Here is a 19,732-nt window from a genome sequence, read left to right as displayed (position 1 = left end):
TGGAAGATGAAGCCGATGTGGTCGCGGCGCAGCTGGGTGAGCTGCTTGTCCTTGAGGCCGACGAGCTCGGTGTCGCCGATGGTGGAGGAGCCGGACGTGACGGTGTCCAGGCCGGCCATGCAGTGCATGAGGGTGGACTTGCCGGAGCCGGACGGGCCCATGATGGCGGTGAACTCGCCCTGGGGGAAGGTGACGCTGACGTTGTCGAGGGCGACGACGCGGGTCTCCCCCTCCCCGTAGACCTTGTTCAGGCTGGTGGCTCGGGCGGCCGCCCGCCCGGTGTGGACGGCGGTTGCGGGGAACGTCACGTGGACTCCTCGAACGGATTAACGGAATGTTTAACTCCGTAACATCATCCCAAGCTGTTCGAACGCGATGTGTATGCCGCGCGGACGGTCGGCCCCCGCCCACCCGGCGGGGTGGCGGGGGCGATCTCCTCCTCAGGTATGACGCCGGCCCCTGAGGGATCTGGTTCCGGCCGGCTACTCGACCGCCACGCCGAAGGCCGCAGCCAGCCCGGCCAGACCGTTCGTCACCGCCCGCCCGGACGGGCTGAACTCCCAGCCGCCGGCGCCCCGGCGGAACGCCCCGAGCAGCATCGCGGTGTCCGGCACCCCGCCGGTCGGTCCCGCCCAGGCGTCCGGACCGCCCGCGTCCGGCCCGTACGCGGCGGCGAGGGCCAGGCCGTGCACGTAGCCGAGCGGCAGCGCCGGGTGCTCCTCCTCCTCGGTGGACACGGCGACCACCACCTCGTCGACGGCGGCCGGCAGCCGGTGCAGGTCCAGCGCCAGCCGGGCCGCCCGGGTCGGCTCGCCCGGCACCGAGCGGGTCGGATGCAGCCGGACGGAACCGTCCGGGTCCTGCGGGCTGTTGAAGAACACGAAGTGCTCGTCGCTCAGCACCCGGCCGCCCGCGCACAGGAAGGCGGTGACGTCCAGCTCCACCGCGTCCCCGCCGGCCGTCCGGCTCTGCCAGCTCACCGTGAGGGCGGTCTCACCAGCCCCCTCGGGACCGCCGTTCGCGGCCGTGGTGGCGGCGGCAGCGGCGGCCCCGGCCTCCCCGGACCCGCCGCCGAGCCGGCCGCGCAGACCCTGCTCGGCGAGCAGGACGACCAGCTCCGGACCGCTCACCAGCGTCAGCGGCTTGCCCTCGATGTAGCTGTACGAGCCGCGGCCGAAGCCCGCGGTGGTGACCAGGATGCCCTTGTTCGCGCCGTGGTGGCGGACGGTGGACTCCAGGTCGCGCACCGCCGTCGGCGGGACGGTCTTCTTGTAGCGCTTCGCCTGGATCACGATCTTGCCGCCGGTCACCGGGTCCAGGTCCTCCGCCACCACGTCCACCCCGACGTCGCCGCTGCGGGCCGTGGTCATCACCCGGAAGCCGCGCAGCCGGAACAGCTCGGCGATCAGGTCCTCGAACTCCAGCGGGTCCATCTCGAACAGGTCCGGCTCGTCCTCGCCGCCGTGCCCGGCCAGGCTCCCGCCGACGCTCTCCGGCCGCCGGTCCGGGCGCACCTCGTCCAGCCGCTCCGGGCGCGCCGACAGCCGGCCGCCCAGGCCCTGGAAGCACTCCAGCGGATCCACCCGGTCCAGTGCCAGTCCGGCGAAGCCGGCCCGGGTCGCGGTCAGGGTGGACAGGAAGCGCTCGGCCTCCCGGCCGGTCGCCGGGTCGATGCCGAGGACGAAGCCGTTCAGCACCACCGAGTCCAGCAGCCCGTCCCGGTCCGCCCGGAACAGCTCCGCCGCCACCCGCAGCGCCGACTGCGCCAGCACCTGCCGGTACAGCGCCTTGCGCTCCGTCGCCGGGCGGGCCACCTCGGCCTCGCGGTCGTCCGACTTCACGTACCGCACCCGGGCGGCGGCCGGCACCACGTCCGGCCCGGGCAGCTCCCAGTCCACCACCAGCTGGCGGCTCCCGGCGTCGAACGCCGCCACCAGCCGGTGCGGGAAGCCCTCCGGCCAGGCCGCCGAGGCGTACAGGCCCGCGGTGAAGTACTCCTGCACCGCCTCCGGCTCACCCGCCCGCAGCCGGCGCAGCAACTCCTCGGTCCGCGCGGCCAGCTCCTCCTGCTGCCGGCGGGACTGCTCGGCCCAGGCCAGGTACTCCTGGTGGTACCCGGCCAGCCGCTGCTGCCGGTCCGCCTCCCGGGCCTGGGCGGCGTACCAGTCCTGCTCGAACCGGGCCCGGGCCTGGGCCAGGTACTGCTCGTACTGCTGCCGCACCCCCGGGTTGCGGGCCTGGACCGGGTCCGGCGGCGGCACGAAGTACCGGGCCGAGGACTGGTCCGGCATCGGCACCGGCTCGCCCAGCGGACCCGGATCGAACGGCGGCACCGCCGGCGCCGCCAGCAGGGCCTGCGGGCCGAAGGCCGGCGCGGCCAGCCCGGCGGCCAGCAGGCCCCTCAACTCCTCCACCCGGGCGTCCAGTTCGGCCGTCCGCCGGGCCACCTCCGCCTCCCGCGACTGCTGGTGGGCGCGCAGCGCCTCGCGCTCGTCGCGGGCCGCCGCCTTCTGCGTCTCGCGCTGCTCCCGCTCCCGGCGGCGCAGTTCCGCCGCCTCGGCGCGCCACCGGGCCTCCTCCCGGCGCTGCTGCTGTCGCTGCGCCTCCGCCCAGATCGCCAGCACCCCGCTGCTCCGCCGCCCCGACACCGTCCGTCCACCCCATTCGCCTCGCGCCGACCGGCCGCCGCGGCACCGCCTCCCGGCTGCGCCGCCGACCGCGCCCGCAACAATAGAACGTGAACACCCCGCCGGGCCAAGCGCCGGTGACCTGCGGGGCTTTCGGGCGGGGCGACGGCGCCGGAGGGTGTGGCGGCCGAGGCGGTGGAAAACCGACGCGGGCCCGCCCGGCGGTGTGTCGCCGGACAGGCCCGCGGTCTCCCGCGCCGTGCTGTCGCAGGGTCAGGAGGAGACGGCGTCGGCCTTCTGGATGGTCGCCCCGAGGTCGCACCAGGTGGTCGAGGTGCCGCCGGACTCGGCGCGGTTGCCGTAGTGGGTGTAGTTGCCGTAGCCCGGCTTGTAACAGACGATCCGGCCGGTGAAGGCCGAGCCGACGCAGCGGATCGAGGCGCCCGCGTGGCCGCCGCTGCCGGTGAAGTAGGACGGCGCGTTGCAGCTCAACGCGGTCGTGGTGGCCGAGGCCGGGCCGGCGGCCAGGAGCAGGCCCGAGGCGGCGAGGGCGAGAGCGCCGGTGGTGGCGGCGGCACGCTGGAGAATGCGCATGGCTGTTCCCTTCCCGAGGGGGATCGTTCGTGAGGGATTCACTGCCGAGGACGCTAGCCGTGCATTTTGACGGGGTCACGTCGACCCGAGGGCCCGTCGAGCGGGGTTCGAGCGGAGGTCCGGCCGCCGCCCGCCCACCAGGGCCCGGAGGCTCCGCCGGAGCGGCCGGCCCGTCGGTGGCACCGGGTAGTCTCGACGGCTACCGACGGCAAGGAGAGACGTGACGATCCCCCCGCAGCACCCGGAGCCCCGGGGGCGCCCCGCCGGCTGGATCTCCACCGGTCTGAGCTGGCAGGACGGCCGCGCCCTGCTCGGGGCCGTGTGCGGCACCCGGGTGCACGAGCGCGAGGTGGCGCCGGGGGCGGAGGTCGGCTGGCTGCTGGGCGGCCCGCGCCGCTGCGTCGGGGCCTGGCTGGCGGGGGCGACGGAGCGCACGCCCTGCCCGCACCACGCGGTGATCGATCCGGCCGGCGGGGCGACCCAGTGCCCGGCGTGCCAGAGCGTGGACCGCGGCCTCGCCCTCGCCCGGGACCAGATCCTCGACGACGGCCGCACCTACCTGCTCTACCTCGCCTGGTTCGGCGAGGGCCTGCTCAAGGTCGGCCTCACCGCCGAGCAGCGCGGCGACAGCCGGCTGCTCGAACAGGGCGCGCTGGCCTACGCGTTCACCGCCCGCGGCGCCCTGCCGGCGGTCCGGCGCGCCGAACTCACCGTCGCCGCCTCGGGCCTGGCCCGCGAGCGGTACAAGTCCCGGCTCAAGACCGAGCACTGGTGGTCGCACGGCGACGCCCCGTACCGCCGTACGGTGCTCGCCGAGGCCCGCGCGCAGGCGCACCGGCTGCTGGACGGCCATGCCGTGGAGCTGCTCGCCGACCGCCCGGTGGTCGACCACGTCGAGCGCTACGGCCTGGCCGGCGGCGCCCCGGAGGCGTACCGGGAGATCGTCGGGCTGGCCGACGGCGCGGTCGTCGCGGGCCGGCTCCGGCCGCCGGTGGGCCGGCACCTCTTCCTCGACCAGGCGGACGGCTCCGGCCCGCTGCTGCTGGACACCCGGCTGCTCACCGGCTGGACCCTCGGCCCGGTCACCGGCCGCGGTTCCACGGGCCTGACCCTGCGCGAGCGACTGCGTCCGCCGGAGCCGGACACCCAGGAGGCGCTGTTCTGAGAGCGTTCGCGGAACCGCCCCGACCAGCATGGTTGCGTAATAAAACCGCAAGGGCCTGGCCTCGGCCTTGCGGTTTTAATTTGCTACCACTTTGGAGCGGGTCCAAGCCATGATCGCTGCCCACGAGACCTTCGACGGCACCTTCCCGTACCGACCGCACTTCAGCACGGCTCCCGGCTTCCCCCTGCACTACGTGGACGAGGGCGCCGGCCCCGTCGTGCTCTGCCTGCACGGCGAACCCACCTGGGGCTACCTCTTCCGGGACCTGATCCGCCGCCTGGCCCCGACCCACCGGGTGATCGCCCCCGACCACATGGGGTTCGGCAAGAGCGCCACCCCGGCCGGGCGCGGCTACCGGCTGCAGGACCACGTCGACAACCTGGAGGCGCTGGTCCTGGACCTCGGCCTGCGCCAACTCACCCTGGTCCTCCACGACTTCGGCGGACCGGTCGGCATGGGCCTGGCCGCCCGCCGCCCCGATCTGATCGCCCGGGTGGTGAGCGTCAACGGGCCCACGCCGCTCGGCCAGCCCGGCCTCGGCGCGGCGCTCGCCGCCAACGCGGCCGAGTCCCCGTGGTTCGGCTGGATCGCCCGGGCGCACGCCGACGGCAGCCTGGCCGCCGTCCTCGGCGAACTCGGCCACACGATCCTCAGCATCCTGAAGCTCAACGGCTTCCAGAACAACGCCCTGATCACGGACACCTGGCTGGCCGCCTACGGAGCGGCCTTCCACTCCCGCGCGGAGGCCGCGGGCGCGATCGGCTGGGCGGAGGGCTTCGCGACCGGGGCGCACACCTTCGAGACTCCGGGCGGCGAGGCCCGCGCGGCGCTCGCCGCCCTGCCCGCGCTCGCCCTGTGGGGCACGGCCGACCGGACCCTCGCCGCCCGGCACTTCCTGCCGCTGTTCGCCGAGGCGTTCCCCCGCGGCCGGATCGTCGAACTGCCCGGCGTCGGCCACTACAGCCCCGAGGACGCCCCGGACGCCGTCGGCGACCTGGTGCAGCGCTTCCTCGCGGAGACGGAGACGGAGACGAAGCCGGAGACGGAGACGAAGGCGAGGGGTGCGGCGTAGACCGGCGCCCGCGAGCGGGCGCCGGTCGGTCGGTCAGCCGCTGATCAGGGCCAGGAGCTGGTTCGCGAGTCCCAGCGCCGGGGCGGCCGCCTCGCCGACGCTCTGGGCCAGGCCGGCCAGCAGCAGCAGGGTGTTGCGCCGGCGGCCCGGTTCCTCCGCGGCGGGGCTGGTCAGCACCGGCAGGGCCTCGGCGAGGCTCTGCCGGTCCGCCTCGTGGAGCCGGCCGTCCCGGGCCAGCTCGGTGACCACGGCGGCGAGCCGGGCGAACAGCGCGGCGACCTCCGGCGGCAGGGCCTGGTCGGCGGCCGGGCCGTTGTTGTGCTGGATGCCGACGTTGTTGCTGCCGCCGTGGATGGTGACCCGGTCGCCGTACTGGACGTTCGGACGCTCGTTGTCGTTCACTTGCTGACTCCCGTGTTTCCCTGGCCGCCGTAGATGTTGACGCTGTCGCCGAACTGGTACTGCCGCAGGTCCACGCTGATGGTCTGGACGACCTGCTGGAACTCGGCCTGCGGGTTCTCGATCGCGCGGGTGATGACGGCCTGCAGCTCGAACGCCGGCTCCGCGGTGAGCCAGGCCAGCACCGCGGTCGGCGGGCCGGCCGTGTCCACGGCCAGCACGTACAGGTCGGGCCGGCGCAGCACCGGCCAGGTGAAGATCAGGAAGTAGACCGCCACGAGGATCACCGCGACGAGGACCAGCGTGCCGGACCCGGATTCCGAGGACGAGCCGTCGGCGGCCTGCGCGATCACGAACACGGGCAGGAAGACGACCAGGGCGAAGGCGAGCAGCCGCAGGAGCGCGCGGCGCCGGCCGGGCACGATCAGGGAGGTGCCGACCCGGGCCACGTTGGCCAGCGGGTACGCGGCCTGCCCGATCCAGAGGATGCGGTTGGTGACCGCGACGCGGGTGGTGGTCGGGGTGCCGCTGGGACCGCTCGTGAAGGCCGGCGGCGGGGTGGTGGGCGGTGGCGGCCCGAACGGGGCCGGTGTCGGCGGCCCGCCGGGCGGAGGCGGCGGAACGAACGGGAAGGAGCCGGTCTGGCCGGCTCGGGGCGAATCGGCAGGATCGGTCGGCTGCATGGCCATGTCCCCCAAGGCTGTCGTGCAGGGGAGGACAATGTGCCAGCACGCTCCGGGTCTGCACAAGTTCATTGTCGTGCCCGGTAACTGACATATCGTCGGTTCGTATGCCCCGGCGGGCGCCGTGACGCCCCTGGCCCCGCCGGTCGCGGGCCGTCAGCTCAGCTTGCCGCGCAGCACGCCCGGGCCGGAGCGGGCCCGGCGGGACAGCGGCGGGCGGGACGGGCGGACGTCGGCGCGGGCCGGCTGCTCGGCCGCCTCCGCGGCCCGCCCGGCCAGCGCGGCCCGGGCGGCGGCCAAGGCGACCCGGGCGAGCAGCGGGTCCTCCCGGACACCGGCGGCGTGCTTGGCGCTCTGGCAGGCGGTGCACCAGACCGGCGAGGCCGGCCCGTCCGGGTACACCATCTCCTCGGGCGGCAGGTAGTGCCCACCGCACTCGACGCACTCGAAGACGAACCTCATCCGACGATCACCGTCCCGGATCCGTGGCACCGACCGCAGGGCGACCAGAACGTGTGGACGCTGGGCACCATGCTTCCTTCCTCGTCCAGTTCGACCGTTGCCTCGGTCTTCTGGGTCCCCCCGGACCCGCCGCAACCGGAACAGGACTGAACCTCGGGCATATGCCGTCCTTCCGTGGCGGAGCACCACCGTAGCGCGATTCTCCGTCAGGAAGCACCGCCCGCCGGGATCCGCCACCCGTACGGGTAGCGCGAACCCCCGCCGCACGCCCCGCCGTAGCAAGTGTCGGCCCCCGCCTGAGCACCAGAGCGGGGGCCGACCGCAGGAGGGGAGTCGTCAGCCGCGGGCGGCCCGCAGGAACTCCCGGTTCATCGCCGCGATGCTGGGCAGCGGGATGCCCTTGGGACAGGCGGTGGCGCACTCGCCGGTGTTGGTGCAGCCGCCGAAGCCCTCGGCGTCCATGGCCGAGACCATGTTCCGCACCCGGGCGGCCCGTTCCGGCGCGCCCTGCGGCAGCACGTTGAGGTGCACCACCTTGGCGGAGGTGAAGAGCATCGCCGAGCCGTTCGGGCAGGCCGCCACACAGGCGCCGCAGCCGATGCACTCGGCGTGCTCGAAGGCGGTGTCGGCGACCTCCTTGGGGACGGGTGTGGCGTGCGCCTCGGGGGCGCTGCCGGTGGGGGCGGTGATGTAGCCGCCGGAGCCGATGATCCGGTCGAAGGCCGAGCGGTCCACCACCAGGTCCTTGACCACCGGGAAGGCCGCCGCCCGCCAGGGCTCGACGTCGATGGTGTCGCCGTCCTGGAAGTGCCGCATGTGCAGTTGGCAGGTGGTGGTGCGCTCGGGGCCGTGCGCCCGGCCGTTGATGACCATGCCGCAGGCGCCGCAGATGCCCTCGCGGCAGTCGTGGTCGAAGGCGACCGGCTGGTCGCCGCGGGTGATCAGTTCTTCGTTGAGGGTGTCCAGCATCTCCAGGAAGGACATGTCCGGGCTGATCCCGCTGACCTGGTAGGTGGTCATCGAGCCGGGTGCGTCCGGGCCGGCCTGGCGCCAGATGCGCAGGGTGAGGTTCACGCGTAGCTCCGCTGGGTGGGGTGGACGTGCTCGAAGTCGAGTTCCTCGCGGTGGAGGACGGGTGCCGCGCCGGTGGCGGTGAACTCCCAGGCGGCGGCGTAGGAGAAGTCCTCGTCGCGGCGGGCGGCCTCGCCGTCGGGGGTCTGGCTCTCGGTGCGGAAGTGGCCGCCGCAGGATTCGGCGCGGTGCAGTGCGTCCAGGCACATCAGTTCGGCCAGTTCGAAGTAGTCGACGAGCCGGTTGGCCTTCTCCAGCGACTGGTTGAGCTCCTGCCCGGTGCCGGGCACCTTGATCCGGCGCCAGAACTCCTCGCGCAGTTGCGGGATCCGCTCCAGCGCCCGCCGCAGTCCGGCCTCGTCGCGGGCCATCCCGCACTCGTTCCAGAGCAGTTCGCCGAGTTCGCGGTGGAAGGAGTCCGGGGTGCGGTCGCCGTCCACCGCGAGGATCAGGTTGAGCCGGTCCTCGACCTCGGCCTCCACCTCGGCGAGCACCGGGTGGTCGGCGGGTACGGCCGGCAGCGGGTTGCGGGCCAGGTAGTCGTTGATGGTCGGCGGCAGCACGAAGTAGCCGTCGGCCAGGCCCTGCATCAGGGCGCTGGCGCCGAGCCGGTTGGCGCCGTGGTCGGAGAAGTTGGCCTCCCCGATCGCGAACAGGCCGGGGACGGTGGTCTGCAGGTCGTAGTCGACCCAGAGCCCGCCCATCGTGTAGTGGATCGCCGGGTAGATCCGCATCGGCACCCGGTACGGGTCCTCGGCGGTGATCCGCTCGTACATCTCGAAGAGGTTGCCGTACCTGGCCTCGACGGCGTCCCGGCCCATCCGGCGGATCGCGTCGGCGAAGTCCAGGTAGACGCCCTGGCCGCCGGGGCCGACGCCGCGGCCCTCGTCGCAGACGTTCTTGGCGGCCCGGGAGGCGATGTCGCGGGGCACCAGGTTGCCGAACGACGGGTAGATCCGCTCCAGGTAGTAGTCCCGCTCCTCCTCGGGGATCTCGGCCGGCGGCCGGGTGTCGCCCTGTGCCTTGGGCACCCAGATCCGGCCGTCGTTGCGCAGCGACTCGCTCATCAGGGTGAGCTTGGACTGGTGGTCGCCGGAGCGCGGGATGCAGGTCGGGTGGATCTGGGTGAAGCACGGGTTGGCGAAGTACGCGCCGCGCCGGTGCGCCCGCCAGATCGCGGTGGTGTTGGAGTTCTTGGCGTTGGTGGAGAGGTAGAACACGTTGCCGTAGCCGCCGCTGGCGAGCACCACGGCGTCCGCGGTGTGGCTGCGGATCTCGCCGGTGACGAGGTCGCGGGCGACGATGCCGCGGGCCCGGCCGTCGACCACCAGCAGGTCGAGCATCTCGGTGCGCGGGTGCAGTTCCACGTTCCCGGCGGCGATCTGCCGGGAGAGCGCCTGGTAGGCGCCGAGCAGCAGCTGCTGGCCGGTCTGGCCGCGGGCGTAGAAGGTCCGGGAGACCTGCACGCCGCCGAAGGACCGGGTGTCGAGCAGGCCGCCGTACTCGCGGGCGAAGGGCACGCCCTGGGCCACGCACTGGTCGATGATCTCCACCGACACCTGGGCCAGCCGGTGCACGTTGGACTCGCGGGCGCGGAAGTCGCCGCCCTTGACGGTGTCGTAGAACAGCCGGCGGATCGAGTCGCCGTCGTTGCGGTAGTTCTTGGCCGCGTTGATGCCGCCCTGGGCGGCGATCGAGTGGGCGCGCCTGGGGGAGTCCTGGAAGCAGAACTGGACGACGTGGTAGCCCTGTTCGGCCAGGGTGGCGCCGGCCGCGCCGCCGGCCAGGCCGGTGCCGACCACGATCACGGTGTGCTTGCGCCGGTTGGCCGGGTTGACCAGCTTGGCGTCGAACCGCCGCTGGTCCCAGCGCTGTTCGATCGGGCCGGCGGGGGCCCTGGTGTCGGCGACCGGCTCGCCGAGGGTGTACTCCAGGTAGCTCATGTCAGCACTGCTCACTTCACGACTGCTCACTTCACGACTCCGGTCATCACGGCCACGGGGACGGACAGGAACCCGGCCGTCAGCACCAGGGCCAGGCCGTTCGCGATCAGCTTGAGCGCCCGGTCGCGGCGGGCGTTGTTGGCGCCGAGGGTCTGCGCGGCGCTCCAGAACCCGTGCCGGATGTGCAGGCCGACGGCCAGCATCGCGACGACGTAGAACACGTCGACGTACCAGCGGCCGAAGGAGGCCACGATGTTCTGGTACGGGTGGCCGTGCTCGGCGGCCGGGTTCACGGTCAGCGTGGTGAGGTCCAGGACGTGCCAGACGATGAACAGCGCCAGGATCACCCCGCCCCAGCGCATGGTCCTCGTCGCGTAGCTCGCCCGGCGGCGCTTGTGCACGTACCGGTTCGGGCGGGCCGCGAGGTCGCGGCGGCTGAGCTGGTACGCGGAGACGCCGTGCAGCACCACGGCGGCCAGCAGGCCGGCCCGGGCGATCCACAGGAACCACTCGTGGCCCAGGAAGGGCTGTCCGATGGTGCGCAGCCAGGCCGCGTAGCCGTTGATGTCGTCCGGGCCGAAGAACACCTTGAGGTTCCCCAGCATGTGTGCGACCAGGTACAGCAGCATGGCCAGTCCGGTGACGGCCATGACCGCCTTCTTGCCGACGGTCGACCGCCACAGGGTCGCCAGGGTGGACGGGTGCCGGGCCGTCCGAGTCGCGGTTGTCATGGCTGCAACGGTAGGGACGGCGGGTCGGGTGCGTCCAAGACATGATGCGGCTCGTGACGATAGGCACCGACTATCGATGCGGCCTATCCTGGCCCCGTGCAGCTCCAGCAACTCCGCTACTTCCTGGCCGTCGCCGAGACCCGGCACTTCACCCGGGCCGCCGAGGCGGCGCACGTCGCCCAGCCGTCGCTCTCGCAGCAGATCCGTTCGCTGGAGCGGGAGTTGGGCGCCGAACTGTTCCACCGCACCCGGGGCAACATCGCGCTGACCGACGCCGGGGACGCCCTGCTGCCGCTGGCCCGGCGCATCCTCGCGGACACCGAGAGCGCCCGGCTGGCCGTGCAGGAGACGGTCCAGCTGCGCCGTGGCCGGGTCCGGCTGGGCGCGCCGCCGAGCCTGTGCACCAGCCTGGTGCCGGACGTGCTGCGGGTCTTCCGGGACCGCTACCCGGGGGTGACGCTGGTGGTCCGGGAGGGCGGCTCGCGCGATCTGGTCGGCTGGCTGGCGGCGGGGGAGCTGGACCTCGCGCTGATCATCACCCGGCCGGGCGGGGAGCAGGAGCCCGCGCTGGCGGTCACCGAACTGCTGCACGAGGAACTGGTGCTGGTCGCCGCCGAGGGGCGGGCCCGGCGCAAGGTCCGGGTGACGGAGCTGAAGGACCGACCGCTGGTGATGTTCCGGGAGGGCTACGACGTCCGGGAGGCGACCCTGGCGGCCTGCCGGGCGGCCGGGTTCGAGCCGCGGTTCGCGGTGGAGGGCGGCGAGATGGACGCGGTGCTGGGCTTCGTCCGGGCCGGGCTCGGGCCCGCCGTCGTCCCCGGCATGGTGGCCGCCCGCTCCGGCCTCGCGGTGACCGGGTTCGCCGGGCCCGGCCTCGGCCGCACCATCGCCGTCGCGCACGGCCACGAGGTGCCGCCCACCCGCGCGGCGGAGGCCCTGAGGGAGACCCTGCTGGCGCACCTGCGCGACGCCGCACGCGACGGCGAACTGCCTCCGGGCACCCGGCTGTTGCTGCCGTGAGCCCCGTCGAGAGCCGGCGGGGCGCTCCCGTCAGCGGATCCGGCGGGCGACGGGCCCGCTACGCGGCGGGCGGGGTTCCGCCCGAGCGCAGCGTGAGCAGGGTGATCTCGCTCGGGGCGAAGACCCGGAAGGGCGGGCCCCAGAAGCCGGTGCCGCGGCTGGTGTAGAGCTGGGTCCGCTCCCCGTGCCGGCTCAGGCCGTGCACCACCGGCTGATCGATGCGGACGAGGAAGTTGAACGGCCAGATCTGGCCGCCGTGGGTGTGCCCGGAGACCTGCAGGTCGATGCCGGCGGCAGCGGCCTGCGGGACGTACTTGGGCTGGTGGGCGACGAGCAGCACCGGCAGGGCCGGGTCCGCCCCCGCCAGTGCGCCGAGCAGGTTCGCACGGTGTCCGGCCAGGCCGGAGGACTCCGCGGTCACGTCGTCCACGCCGGCGAGCACGAGGGCGTCCCCGCCGCGCTCCACCACCACGTGGCGGTTGTGCAGCGGCTCCCAGCCCAGGTCCGCCATCCGGTCCAGCCAGCCCTGGGCCTCGCTGCCGTACTCGTGGTTCCCCGTGACGTAGACCCTGGCCAGCCGCGACCGGATCGTCCCGAGCGGCGCGGACTGCTCCCGGCGCTGGGCGGGGGTGCCGTCGGCGATGTCGCCGGCGTGGACCACGACGTCCGCGTCGAGCGCGTTGACCGCCTCGGTGACCCGCGCCGACCAGGCAGCCCGGTCGATCGGCCCGTAGTGGGTGTCGGCCAGCACCACGACCCGGGTCCCGTCCAGGTCGGCGCCGAGCCGCGGGACGTGCACGTCCACCCGCTTCACCCGGGGCACCCGCATCGCCTCGTGGTGCCCCCAGCCCAGCAGCCCGGCCGAGACCAGGGCGACGGCCACGGCCACCGCCCTGGCCCGGTCGGTGCCGCCGACGTCGAGGCCGACGAGCACCAGGTTCACCGCGCCGCCCAGCACCGACCAGGTGAACAGCACCCAGATCATCCCGAGGCTGGTGTCCGCGACGCGGGCGGCCCGGTCGCTGCGCCGCCGCCCGTGGCCCGCGACCATCAGGAAGGGGAAGGAGACCAGCCAGCCGGCGAGGACGACCGTGCCGGCCAGGAAGACCGGGAACGGCCAGTCGGCGCCGGAGGCGAACAGCGTCCACCAGGGCGGGAGGCACAGGAGGACGAGGACGAGCACGAGGACCGTCAGCCGCCGGACCAGGGAACGCCGGCGCCGCGCACCCCCGCCCGGGGGCTCCGTGCCCGCCGCGGGCCGGGGAGCGGCCACGACGGTCTCCGGGCCCTCGCGGTCCGCCGACCGGTGTCCCGACTCCAACTCCATGGATTCGCCTGCTGTCACCGCGTTGCCCTCACATCCGCTGCCGTGCCCTCGCTCCCCATCATCCGGCAGACCGTTGCCGCCGGGCCCGCCAGGGGGCCGCCGTCGTCATCCGGTCCGTGCGCCACGAGGCCGCGAGGGCGCCGGGACGGGGCAGTGACGGGGCCCCGGCCCGGGGCCGGAGCACCGTCACCGCGGACGCCGTCGCGGCGCCGGTCCGTGAACTCGGGCCTGAGCCCGGGACTCAGCCGCCGCCGTAGGTGGACTGGGTGACCGCGAAGACGTTGCGTCCGCCCGCGGTCTCCTGCAGCGACCACAGCAGGTCGGGCTCGGTGGCGTCCTCCCAGTACGAGAGGCTCTCGCCGCCGCCCACCCAGGCGAAGGTCGAGGGGCCGGCGGTCGGGGTCCAGTAGTAGAGCTTCTTCTGCCCCGAGGAGTTGAACCACCAGCGGCCGTTGTGGGAGGCCACGCCGTTGAGGTTGTACCAGGGCAGTTGGAGGGCCTGGCCGGCGGTCGTCGTCGCCGCGAACGTCGTCGCCCCGGAGTCGAAGGGGAAGCGGACGGCCCTCGGCGGGCGGTTGGGGTAGTCGACGCAGTTCGCCTGGCAGGTGTACTCCGTCATCACCATCGACTTGCTGACCCGGTCGAGGGAGATCGACGACCAGACCAGTTTGGGTCCGGTGGCGGCCTGCGCGGTGACCGTGCCGATCTGGGGCAGCACGTACGCGTAGTTGTGGGCGTAGTAGACGGAGCCGGACTGGCGGCCGATCTGGTCGGCGGTGCCGCCGGTGTCGGTGTTGAGGATCTTGCGCATGTCGAAGACGCGCATGCCGCGGCCGGTGTCGGCGACGTAGAGGTAGTCGCCGTACCAGGAGACGCCGCCGGCGTGGATCGGGATGTCCTTGAAGTCCGGCGCGGCCGCGGTTCCGGTCGGCTCCACCAGGAGGATCTTGCGGTACTTGTTGGGGTAGGTGGCGTCCCAGTCGGCGAGGGTGATCCGGCTGCGCTGCTGGGCGCCGTCGCAGCCGTCCTTGGTGTACCAGCTCACCAGCACGAGCTGGTGGCCGTCGTAGTTGCCGCTGTTCGCCGTCCCCACGGCGTCCCGGCTCGTGGTGATGCCCTGGGGGAAGCTCTGGCAGTCGGAGTTGTCGCCGTCGTCGAACCGGAAGCCGGTGGACAGGCCGGCCACGGAGAAGGACGCGGGGAGCGGCTGCCGGTCGTGGTTCGCGTTCTCCATCACCGTGTGCACGGCGGAGGTCCCCAGCGTCGTGGCGAGCGCCGAGTTGAGTGTGTCGTACTGGTGGTAGTCCGAGGTGAGGGTGTAGTCGGACGAGGTCAGGGCCGTCGGCGCCGCAGCGGCCGCCGCCGGCGAGGCGCCGGCGATCGTGCCGGTGACGAGCAGTCCGGCCGCGAGCAGCGCTCGTGCCGCTGTTCTGACTTGACGGAACATCAAGGTGAGCCCTCCGTGTGAAATGGATCAACGGGGTCACACACGGTAGGGCGCGTTGAGCATGTCCGCAACACCCCGAGGAGGGCCGGCGCGGACCCCGGAACAGCCGCCGGCGCGGGCCGGAGCCGATACGGCGCCCGGCCCTTCGGCCCGGCCGCCGGCGCCCTCTCCCCGGGTGCGCGCACGGCGAAGGCCCGGGGCTGCTCGGGTTCTAACGGGCCCCGGGCCTTCGTGGTGCGCGCGGTCAGGCCGGCAGTGCGGCCTCGATCGCGGTGATCAGCTCCGGCGCCTCCGGGTCGACCGGGGGGCGCAGGCGCGCGACGACGGTGCCGTCCGGGGAGATCAGGAACTTCTCGAAGTTCCAGGAGACGTCCCCGGCCTCGCCGGACGCGTCGGCGACCCCGGTGAGCTTGGCGTACAGCGGGTGGCGGTCCTCGCCGTTGACGTCGATCTTCTCGAACAGCGGGAAGGTCACGCCGTAGGTGGTGGAGCAGAAGGTGCGGATCTCCTCGGCGCTGCCCGGCTCCTGCCCGGCGAACTGGTTGCAGGGGAAGCCCAGCACGGTGAACCCGCGCCCGGCGTACCGCTGCTGGAGCCGCTCCAGGCCCTCGTACTGCGGGGTCAGGCCGCACCGGGAGGCGACGTTGACGATGAGCAGCGCCTTGCCCTTGTGGTCGGCCAGCGAGGTGGCCGCGCCGTCGAGGGTGCGCAGCGGGATGTCGTACAGGCTCACGGGAGTGGTCCTTTCGGGGAGTCGTCGGGCCGGGCCTCTTCCGGGGCCACGGTAGCGGCCGTGACCTGATCAACCGCGGTCGGCGTGCCGGTGTTCCGGGTGCGGGGGCGCGTGGGGGCGCACGGAGCGGCTCGTCCGCCCCCGGACGACCTGTGCGCGCGAGCGGCCGCGGCGCGTTCGGAGCGGGTCGGCCGCGGGTCGAGCGCGCGTTCAGAGCGCCAGCGGCCTGACGGCCGTCGGGGCGTGCTCCGGGAGGGTGGCCGTCTCCTCGAACTCGTTGACCTTGTCGATGTCGGCGGCGGCCATCGAGATGTTGGTGACCCGCTCCAGGATCGCCTCGACCACCACCGGGACGCGGAACTCCGCGGCCAGCTTCTTGGCCTCCTCGAACGCGGGCAGCAGGCCCTGCGGCTCGGTGACCCGGATCGCCTTGCAGCCCAGGCCCTCGACGACCTTGACGTGGTCGACGCCGTAGCCGCCCAGCTCCGGGGAGTTGACGTTCTCGAACTCCAGGTTGACCTGGTAGTCGATGTCGAAGTTGCGCTGCGCCTGGCGGATCAGGCCCAGGTAGGAGTTGTTCACCAGCACGTGGACGTACGGGATGCGGTGCTGGGCGCCGACCGCCAGCTCCTCGATCATGAACTGGAAGTCGTAGTCGCCGGAGAGCGCGACGACCTGGCCCCCGGGGTCGGCGGTGGCGACGCCCAGCGCGGCCGGGACGGTCCAGCCGAGCGGGCCGGCCTGGCCGCAGTTGATCCAGTGCCGCGGCCGGTAGACGTGCAGCAGCTGCGCGCCGGCGATCTGGGACAGGCCGATGGTGGTGACGTAGCGGGTCTCCGGGCCGAAGGCCCTGTTCATCTCCTCGTACACGCGCTGCGGCTTGAGCGGCACGTCGTCGAAGTGGGTGCGGCGCTGGAGCAGGGCCTTGCGCTCCTGGGTGGAGGCGGCCCAGGCGCCGCGGTCCTTGAGGGTGCCGGCGGCCCGCAGCTCGCGCGCCACCTCGACGAACAGTTCCAGCGCGGCCTTGGCGTCGGAGGCGATGCCGAGGTCCGGGGCGAAGATCCGGCCGAGCTGGGTGGGCTCGATGTCGACGTGGACGAAGGTGCGGCCCGCGGTGTAGACGTCCAGGCCGCCGGTGTGGCGGTTGGCCCAGCGGTTGCCGATGCCGAGGACGAAGTCGGAGGCGAGGAAGTTCTCGTTGCCGTAGCGGTGCGAGGTCTGCAGGCCGACCATGCCGGCGTTCAGCCGGTGGTCGTCCGGGACGATGCCCCAGCCCATCAGGGTCGGGACCACCGGGACGCCGGTGAGCTCGGCGAACTCCAGCAGCAGCTCGCAGGCGTCGGCGTTGATGACGCCGCCGCCGGCGACGATCAGCGGGCGCTCGGACCGCTGGAGCAGCGCGACGGCCTTCTCGATCTGGGTGCGGTTGGCAGCCGGCTTGTAGACCGGCAGCGGCTGGTAGGCCTCCGGGTCGAAGTCGATCTCGGTGAGCTGGACGTCGATCGGCAGGTCGATCAGGACCGGGCCGGGGCGGCCGGAGCGCATCAGGTGGAAGGCCTGCTGGAACACGCCGGGGACCTGCGCGGCCTCCAGCACGGTGGTGGCGGCCTTGGTGACCGGCCGCGCGATGGAGGCGATGTCGACGGCCTGGAAGTCCTCCTTGTGCAGCCGGGCGACGGGCGCCTGGCCGGTGATGCAGAGGATCGGGACGGAGTCGGCGATCGCCGAGTACAGGCCGGTGATCATGTCGGTGCCCGCCGGTCCGGAGGTGCCGATGCAGACCCCGATGTTGCCGGCCTCGGCGCGGGTGTAGCCCTCGGCCATGTGGGAGGCGCCCTCGACGTGCCGGGCCAGCGTGTGCCCGATCCCGCCGGAGGCCTTGAGCGCGGCGTAGAACGGGTTGATGGCTGCGCCCGGCACGCCGAACGCGACCTCGACGCCTTCGAGCTTGAGGATCTCCACGGCCGCGCGGGCGGCTGTCATACGAGGCATCGGATCTCTCCTGCTTCGGCCCGCAGTGGCTCGGAGGGCTCATCTCTCGAATTCCACCATACGGAAGAACGGTTTCTGTATGTGGAAACACGGTAGGGCGGGGTCCGTCGGGGCGTCAAGAGGAGTTCAACAGAATGTGGAGGCCCCGGACGGGGTCGGCGGCGGGGCGGCGGTGGGCCAGCGGTGGGGCGTCGGCCGGGCGGGAAACGGGCCGGGAGCAGGGCCGCGCAGCGCTGCCGGGCCGATGGGGATTCGCACGCCCGAACGGCAGTCGCGCTGGTGTGCCCGGGGAAGCGGACGCTCCGCGCCGGGAAGCGCAGCCGGTGTGCAGTGGCGGTGAAGGGACGGTGCCGGTCGTTGGCCCGCCCCGCCGCGCTGGGTACCGTCGGTGGCACGCCGGGCCCGTGACGTCCAACTGAGGCCGCGGCAGGGGGGTTTGGGAGCGCCGCGGAGCGGGGGAACTCCGCCGGTGGCCCCGTCCAGGACCAGCGTGCCCGGTCCGCCGCACCCGAGCGAGGGACGCACCCCCCTGGCCGCACCGACCCGACACCCGCCGCCGCGCTCTGGTCCGCCCGGACCCGCGGCCGTACCGCTGTCGCCGCCCCCGGCGCGGTCCCTTCCCCCTTCTTCCTCCTTCTTCCTCGTGCTCCCCGCCCTTGCAACGGCGCGCCCGCTGCGGCGGGCGCGCGGAAGGAACGTCCCCATGCGCTGCTGCACCCCTGCCCGGTCCCTGGTGGTGACCGGGTGAACCCGCCGCCCCACCGGAGCGACAGCCCGCCGGGCCGCCTCCGCAAGCACGGCCCGCCGGGCCGGCCCCGCACCCCGGTCGCCGTCCTGCGCGCAATCCCCTGGCGCCATGACCTGCCGGCCTCGCTGGTGGTGTTCCTGGTCGCCCTCCCGCTCTGCGTCGGCGTCGCCGTCGCCTCCGGCGTCCCGGCCGAACTCGGGCTGGTCACCGGGATCGTCGGCGGCCTGGTCGCCGGCCTGCTGCCCGGCAGCAGCCTCCAGGTCAGCGGTCCCGCCGCCGGACTGACCGTCCTGGTCGCCGACGCCGTCCAGCGCTTCGGCGCCGGCGCGCTCGGCCTGCTGGTGCTCGCCACCGGCCTGCTCCAGCTGGCGATGGGCGCCCTGCGGCTCGGCCGCTGGTTCCGGGCGATGTCCGCCTCGGTGGTGCACGGCATGCTGGCCGGCATCGGACTGACCCTGGTGTTCGGCCAGCTCTACGCGCTCGCCGACCGCCGCGCCCCCGCCACCGGGCCGGAGAAGATCGCCGGACTGCCCGCCCTGCTGGGCGACGTAATGACCGCCGCGGCCAACCCGAGCGCGGTCGCCCTCGGCCTCGGCACCCTGCTGATCCTGGTCGGCTGGAAGTACCTGCCGGAGCGCGCCGCCCGGGCCGTCCCCGCCCCGCTGGCCGCCGTCGGACTGGCCGCGGCCGTCACCGCGGTCGCCGACCTGCCGGTGGCCCGGATCCGGGTGGCCGGACTGTTCGACGTGGTGCACCTGCCCGACCGCGAGTCGCTGACCGCCCTGGCCGGTACCGCCGGGCTCGGCACGGTCGTCGCCTTCACCCTGATCGCCTCCGCCGAGACGCTGTTCAGCGCCGCCGCCGTCGACCGGATGCACCACGGCCCGCGCACCCACTACGACCGCGAACTCACCGCCCAGGGCGTCGGCAACACCGTCTGCGGCCTGCTCGGCGCGCTGCCGATGACCGCCGTGATCGTGCGCAGCGCCACCAACGTCCAGGCCGGCGCGCGCACCAAGGCCTCGCGGGTGCTGCACGGTGGCTGGCTGCTGCTGTTCACCGCACTGCTGCCCGGCGCGCTCGGGCTGGTGCCGCTCACCGCGCTGGCCGCCGTCCTGGTGCACGCCGGCGCCAAGCTGGTGCCGCTGCGCCGGATCGTCGCGCTCTGCCGCGGGCACCTGGGCGAGGCGCTGGTGCTGGTGGTGACGGCGGCCGCGATCATCGCCACCGACCTGTTCGAGGGGGTGCTGATCGGCGTCGGCCTGGCGGTGGCCAAGTCCGCCTGGCAGACCTCGCACCTGCAGATCGCGGTGGAGGAGCAGCCGCAGCCGACCGGGGAGGCGCTGCACCGGGTGCGGCTGAGCGGCAACGCCACCTTCCTGCGGCTGCCCCGGCTGCTGGACACCCTGGAGCGGCTGCCGGCGGACCGGCCGGTGGAGCTGGACTGGTCCGGGCTGCGCCACCTGGACCACGCCTGCACGGTGGCGCTGGTCTCCTGGGCCGCCCAGCACCGGGCCCGCTCCACCGCGCCGCTGGCGGTCGACCCGCCGCTGCCGAGCGTCGCCTGAGGTCGGACACGCCCTAGCCTGGTCGCGGGGGGGGGGGGGGCCCCGCCCCCCCCCCCCGGGGGGCCCGCCCCCCCCCGCCCCGCCCGCCGCCCCCCCCCGGGGGGGGCCCCCCCCGGGGGGGGGGCGGGCCGGGGGGGGGGGGGGGGCCGC

Annotated in this window: 17 protein-coding genes; 4 read left to right on the top strand and 13 right to left on the bottom strand. The window is 73.9% G+C overall.

Annotated elements, in window-relative coordinates:
- The 3 genes from ACGFSC_RS42785 to ACGFSC_RS42775 all read right to left on the bottom strand — a co-directional run.
- On the bottom strand, window positions 1-308 hold a 308-nt coding region (locus tag ACGFSC_RS42785), incomplete at its 3' end, for an ATP-binding cassette domain-containing protein (RefSeq protein ID WP_359913838.1).
- A 174-nt stretch (window positions 309-482) separates the two neighbouring features.
- Window positions 483-2,624: a restriction endonuclease gene (locus tag ACGFSC_RS42780; RefSeq protein ID WP_359913835.1), complete on the bottom strand. Its 2,142-nt coding sequence runs from the start codon at window positions 2,622-2,624 to the stop codon at window positions 483-485.
- A gap of 276 nt (window positions 2,625-2,900) precedes the next feature.
- A complete protein-coding gene (locus ACGFSC_RS42775; protein ID WP_359913833.1) occupies window positions 2,901-3,221 on the bottom strand; it encodes a hypothetical protein in 321 nt (106 codons plus the stop codon).
- A gap of 220 nt (window positions 3,222-3,441) precedes the next feature.
- Here ACGFSC_RS42775 and ACGFSC_RS42770 point away from each other — a divergent pair, with 220 nt between their 5' ends.
- Entirely contained in the window at window positions 3,442-4,386 is a 945-nt protein-coding gene (locus ACGFSC_RS42770) for a DUF2797 domain-containing protein (RefSeq protein ID WP_359913831.1), read from the top strand.
- Window positions 4,387-4,495: 109 nt separating this feature from the next.
- Window positions 4,496-5,458, top strand: a complete 963-nt coding sequence (locus ACGFSC_RS42765; RefSeq protein WP_359913828.1) for an alpha/beta fold hydrolase — start codon at window positions 4,496-4,498, stop codon at window positions 5,456-5,458.
- 33 nt (window positions 5,459-5,491) lie between these two features.
- On the opposite strand, the gene ACGFSC_RS42760 is transcribed toward ACGFSC_RS42765, so the two are convergent.
- The 6 genes from ACGFSC_RS42760 to ACGFSC_RS42735 form a co-directional block, all read right to left on the bottom strand.
- Window positions 5,492-5,860 (bottom strand): hypothetical protein, encoded by a 369-nt coding sequence (locus ACGFSC_RS42760; RefSeq protein WP_359913826.1) that lies wholly within the window; start codon window positions 5,858-5,860, stop codon window positions 5,492-5,494.
- Window positions 5,857-6,546, bottom strand: a complete 690-nt coding sequence (locus ACGFSC_RS42755; protein ID WP_359913824.1) for a DUF6232 family protein — start codon at window positions 6,544-6,546, stop codon at window positions 5,857-5,859. Before ACGFSC_RS42755 ends, ACGFSC_RS42760 begins: the two co-directional genes overlap by 4 nt.
- Window positions 6,547-6,696: 150 nt before the next feature.
- A complete protein-coding gene (locus ACGFSC_RS42750; RefSeq protein WP_359913821.1) occupies window positions 6,697-7,002 on the bottom strand; it encodes a hypothetical protein in 306 nt (101 codons plus the stop codon).
- A gap of 336 nt (window positions 7,003-7,338) precedes the next feature.
- Window positions 7,339-8,076, bottom strand: a complete 738-nt coding sequence (locus ACGFSC_RS42745; RefSeq protein ID WP_359913819.1) for a succinate dehydrogenase/fumarate reductase iron-sulfur subunit — start codon at window positions 8,074-8,076, stop codon at window positions 7,339-7,341.
- A complete protein-coding gene (locus tag ACGFSC_RS42740) occupies window positions 8,073-10,016 on the bottom strand; it encodes a fumarate reductase/succinate dehydrogenase flavoprotein subunit (protein ID WP_359913847.1) in 1,944 nt (647 codons plus the stop codon). The genes ACGFSC_RS42745 and ACGFSC_RS42740 overlap by 4 nt, the downstream gene beginning before the upstream one ends.
- A gap of 26 nt (window positions 10,017-10,042) precedes the next feature.
- Window positions 10,043-10,747, bottom strand: a complete 705-nt coding sequence (locus ACGFSC_RS42735) for a succinate dehydrogenase cytochrome b subunit (protein ID WP_359913816.1) — start codon at window positions 10,745-10,747, stop codon at window positions 10,043-10,045.
- 96 nt (window positions 10,748-10,843) lie between these two features.
- On the opposite strand from ACGFSC_RS42735, the gene ACGFSC_RS42730 reads away from it, so the two are divergent.
- Window positions 10,844-11,767, top strand: a complete 924-nt coding sequence (locus tag ACGFSC_RS42730) for a LysR substrate-binding domain-containing protein (RefSeq protein WP_359913813.1) — start codon at window positions 10,844-10,846, stop codon at window positions 11,765-11,767.
- A 58-nt stretch (window positions 11,768-11,825) separates the two neighbouring features.
- Here ACGFSC_RS42730 and ACGFSC_RS42725 read toward each other — a convergent pair whose 3' ends face one another.
- The 4 genes from ACGFSC_RS42725 to gcl form a co-directional block, all read right to left on the bottom strand.
- Window positions 11,826-13,094, bottom strand: a complete 1,269-nt coding sequence (locus tag ACGFSC_RS42725; protein ID WP_359913810.1) for a metallophosphoesterase — start codon at window positions 13,092-13,094, stop codon at window positions 11,826-11,828.
- A gap of 241 nt (window positions 13,095-13,335) precedes the next feature.
- On the bottom strand, window positions 13,336-14,541 hold the full coding sequence (locus ACGFSC_RS42720) for a hypothetical protein (RefSeq protein WP_359913844.1): 1,206 nt from the start codon (window positions 14,539-14,541) through the stop codon (window positions 13,336-13,338).
- A 244-nt stretch (window positions 14,542-14,785) separates the two neighbouring features.
- On the bottom strand, window positions 14,786-15,274 hold the full coding sequence (locus tag ACGFSC_RS42715) for a glutathione peroxidase (protein ID WP_359913807.1): 489 nt from the start codon (window positions 15,272-15,274) through the stop codon (window positions 14,786-14,788).
- Window positions 15,275-15,484: 210 nt separating this feature from the next.
- A complete protein-coding gene (gene gcl, locus ACGFSC_RS42710; RefSeq protein WP_359913804.1) occupies window positions 15,485-17,266 on the bottom strand; it encodes a glyoxylate carboligase in 1,782 nt (593 codons plus the stop codon).
- An 834-nt stretch (window positions 17,267-18,100) separates the two neighbouring features.
- On the opposite strand from gcl, the gene ACGFSC_RS42705 reads away from it, so the two are divergent.
- On the top strand, window positions 18,101-19,582 hold the full coding sequence (locus ACGFSC_RS42705; RefSeq protein ID WP_359913841.1) for a SulP family inorganic anion transporter: 1,482 nt from the start codon (window positions 18,101-18,103) through the stop codon (window positions 19,580-19,582).
- Window positions 19,583-19,732 lie beyond the last annotated feature (150 nt).

The sequence above is a fragment of the Kitasatospora sp. NPDC048715 genome, from assembly GCF_043198905.1.
Lineage (GTDB): Bacteria > Actinomycetota > Actinomycetes > Streptomycetales > Streptomycetaceae > Kitasatospora > Kitasatospora lactacystinica.
This window is presented reverse-complemented; position numbering and strand designations above follow the sequence as displayed.

What these genes read in the sequence shown, in the direction of transcription:
- ACGFSC_RS42775 (WP_359913833.1), bottom strand. Translation starts at nt 3,221, where the DNA reads ATGCGCATTCTCCAGCGTGCCGCCGCCACCACCGGCGCTCTCGCCCTC.
- ACGFSC_RS42740 (WP_359913847.1), bottom strand. Translation starts at nt 10,016, where the DNA reads ATGAGCTACCTGGAGTACACCCTCGGCGAGCCGGTCGCCGACACCAGG.
- ACGFSC_RS42750 (WP_359913821.1), bottom strand. Translation starts at nt 7,002, where the DNA reads ATGAGGTTCGTCTTCGAGTGCGTCGAGTGCGGTGGGCACTACCTGCCG.
- ACGFSC_RS42735 (WP_359913816.1), bottom strand. Translation starts at nt 10,747, where the DNA reads ATGACAACCGCGACTCGGACGGCCCGGCACCCGTCCACCCTGGCGACC.
- ACGFSC_RS42755 (WP_359913824.1), bottom strand. Translation starts at nt 6,546, where the DNA reads ATGGCCATGCAGCCGACCGATCCTGCCGATTCGCCCCGAGCCGGCCAG.
- gcl (WP_359913804.1), bottom strand. Translation starts at nt 17,266, where the DNA reads ATGCCTCGTATGACAGCCGCCCGCGCGGCCGTGGAGATCCTCAAGCTC.
- ACGFSC_RS42725 (WP_359913810.1), bottom strand. Translation starts at nt 13,094, where the DNA reads ATGGAGTTGGAGTCGGGACACCGGTCGGCGGACCGCGAGGGCCCGGAG.
- ACGFSC_RS42765 (WP_359913828.1), top strand. Translation starts at nt 4,496, where the DNA reads ATGATCGCTGCCCACGAGACCTTCGACGGCACCTTCCCGTACCGACCG.
- ACGFSC_RS42720 (WP_359913844.1), bottom strand. Translation starts at nt 14,541, where the DNA reads ATGTTCCGTCAAGTCAGAACAGCGGCACGAGCGCTGCTCGCGGCCGGA.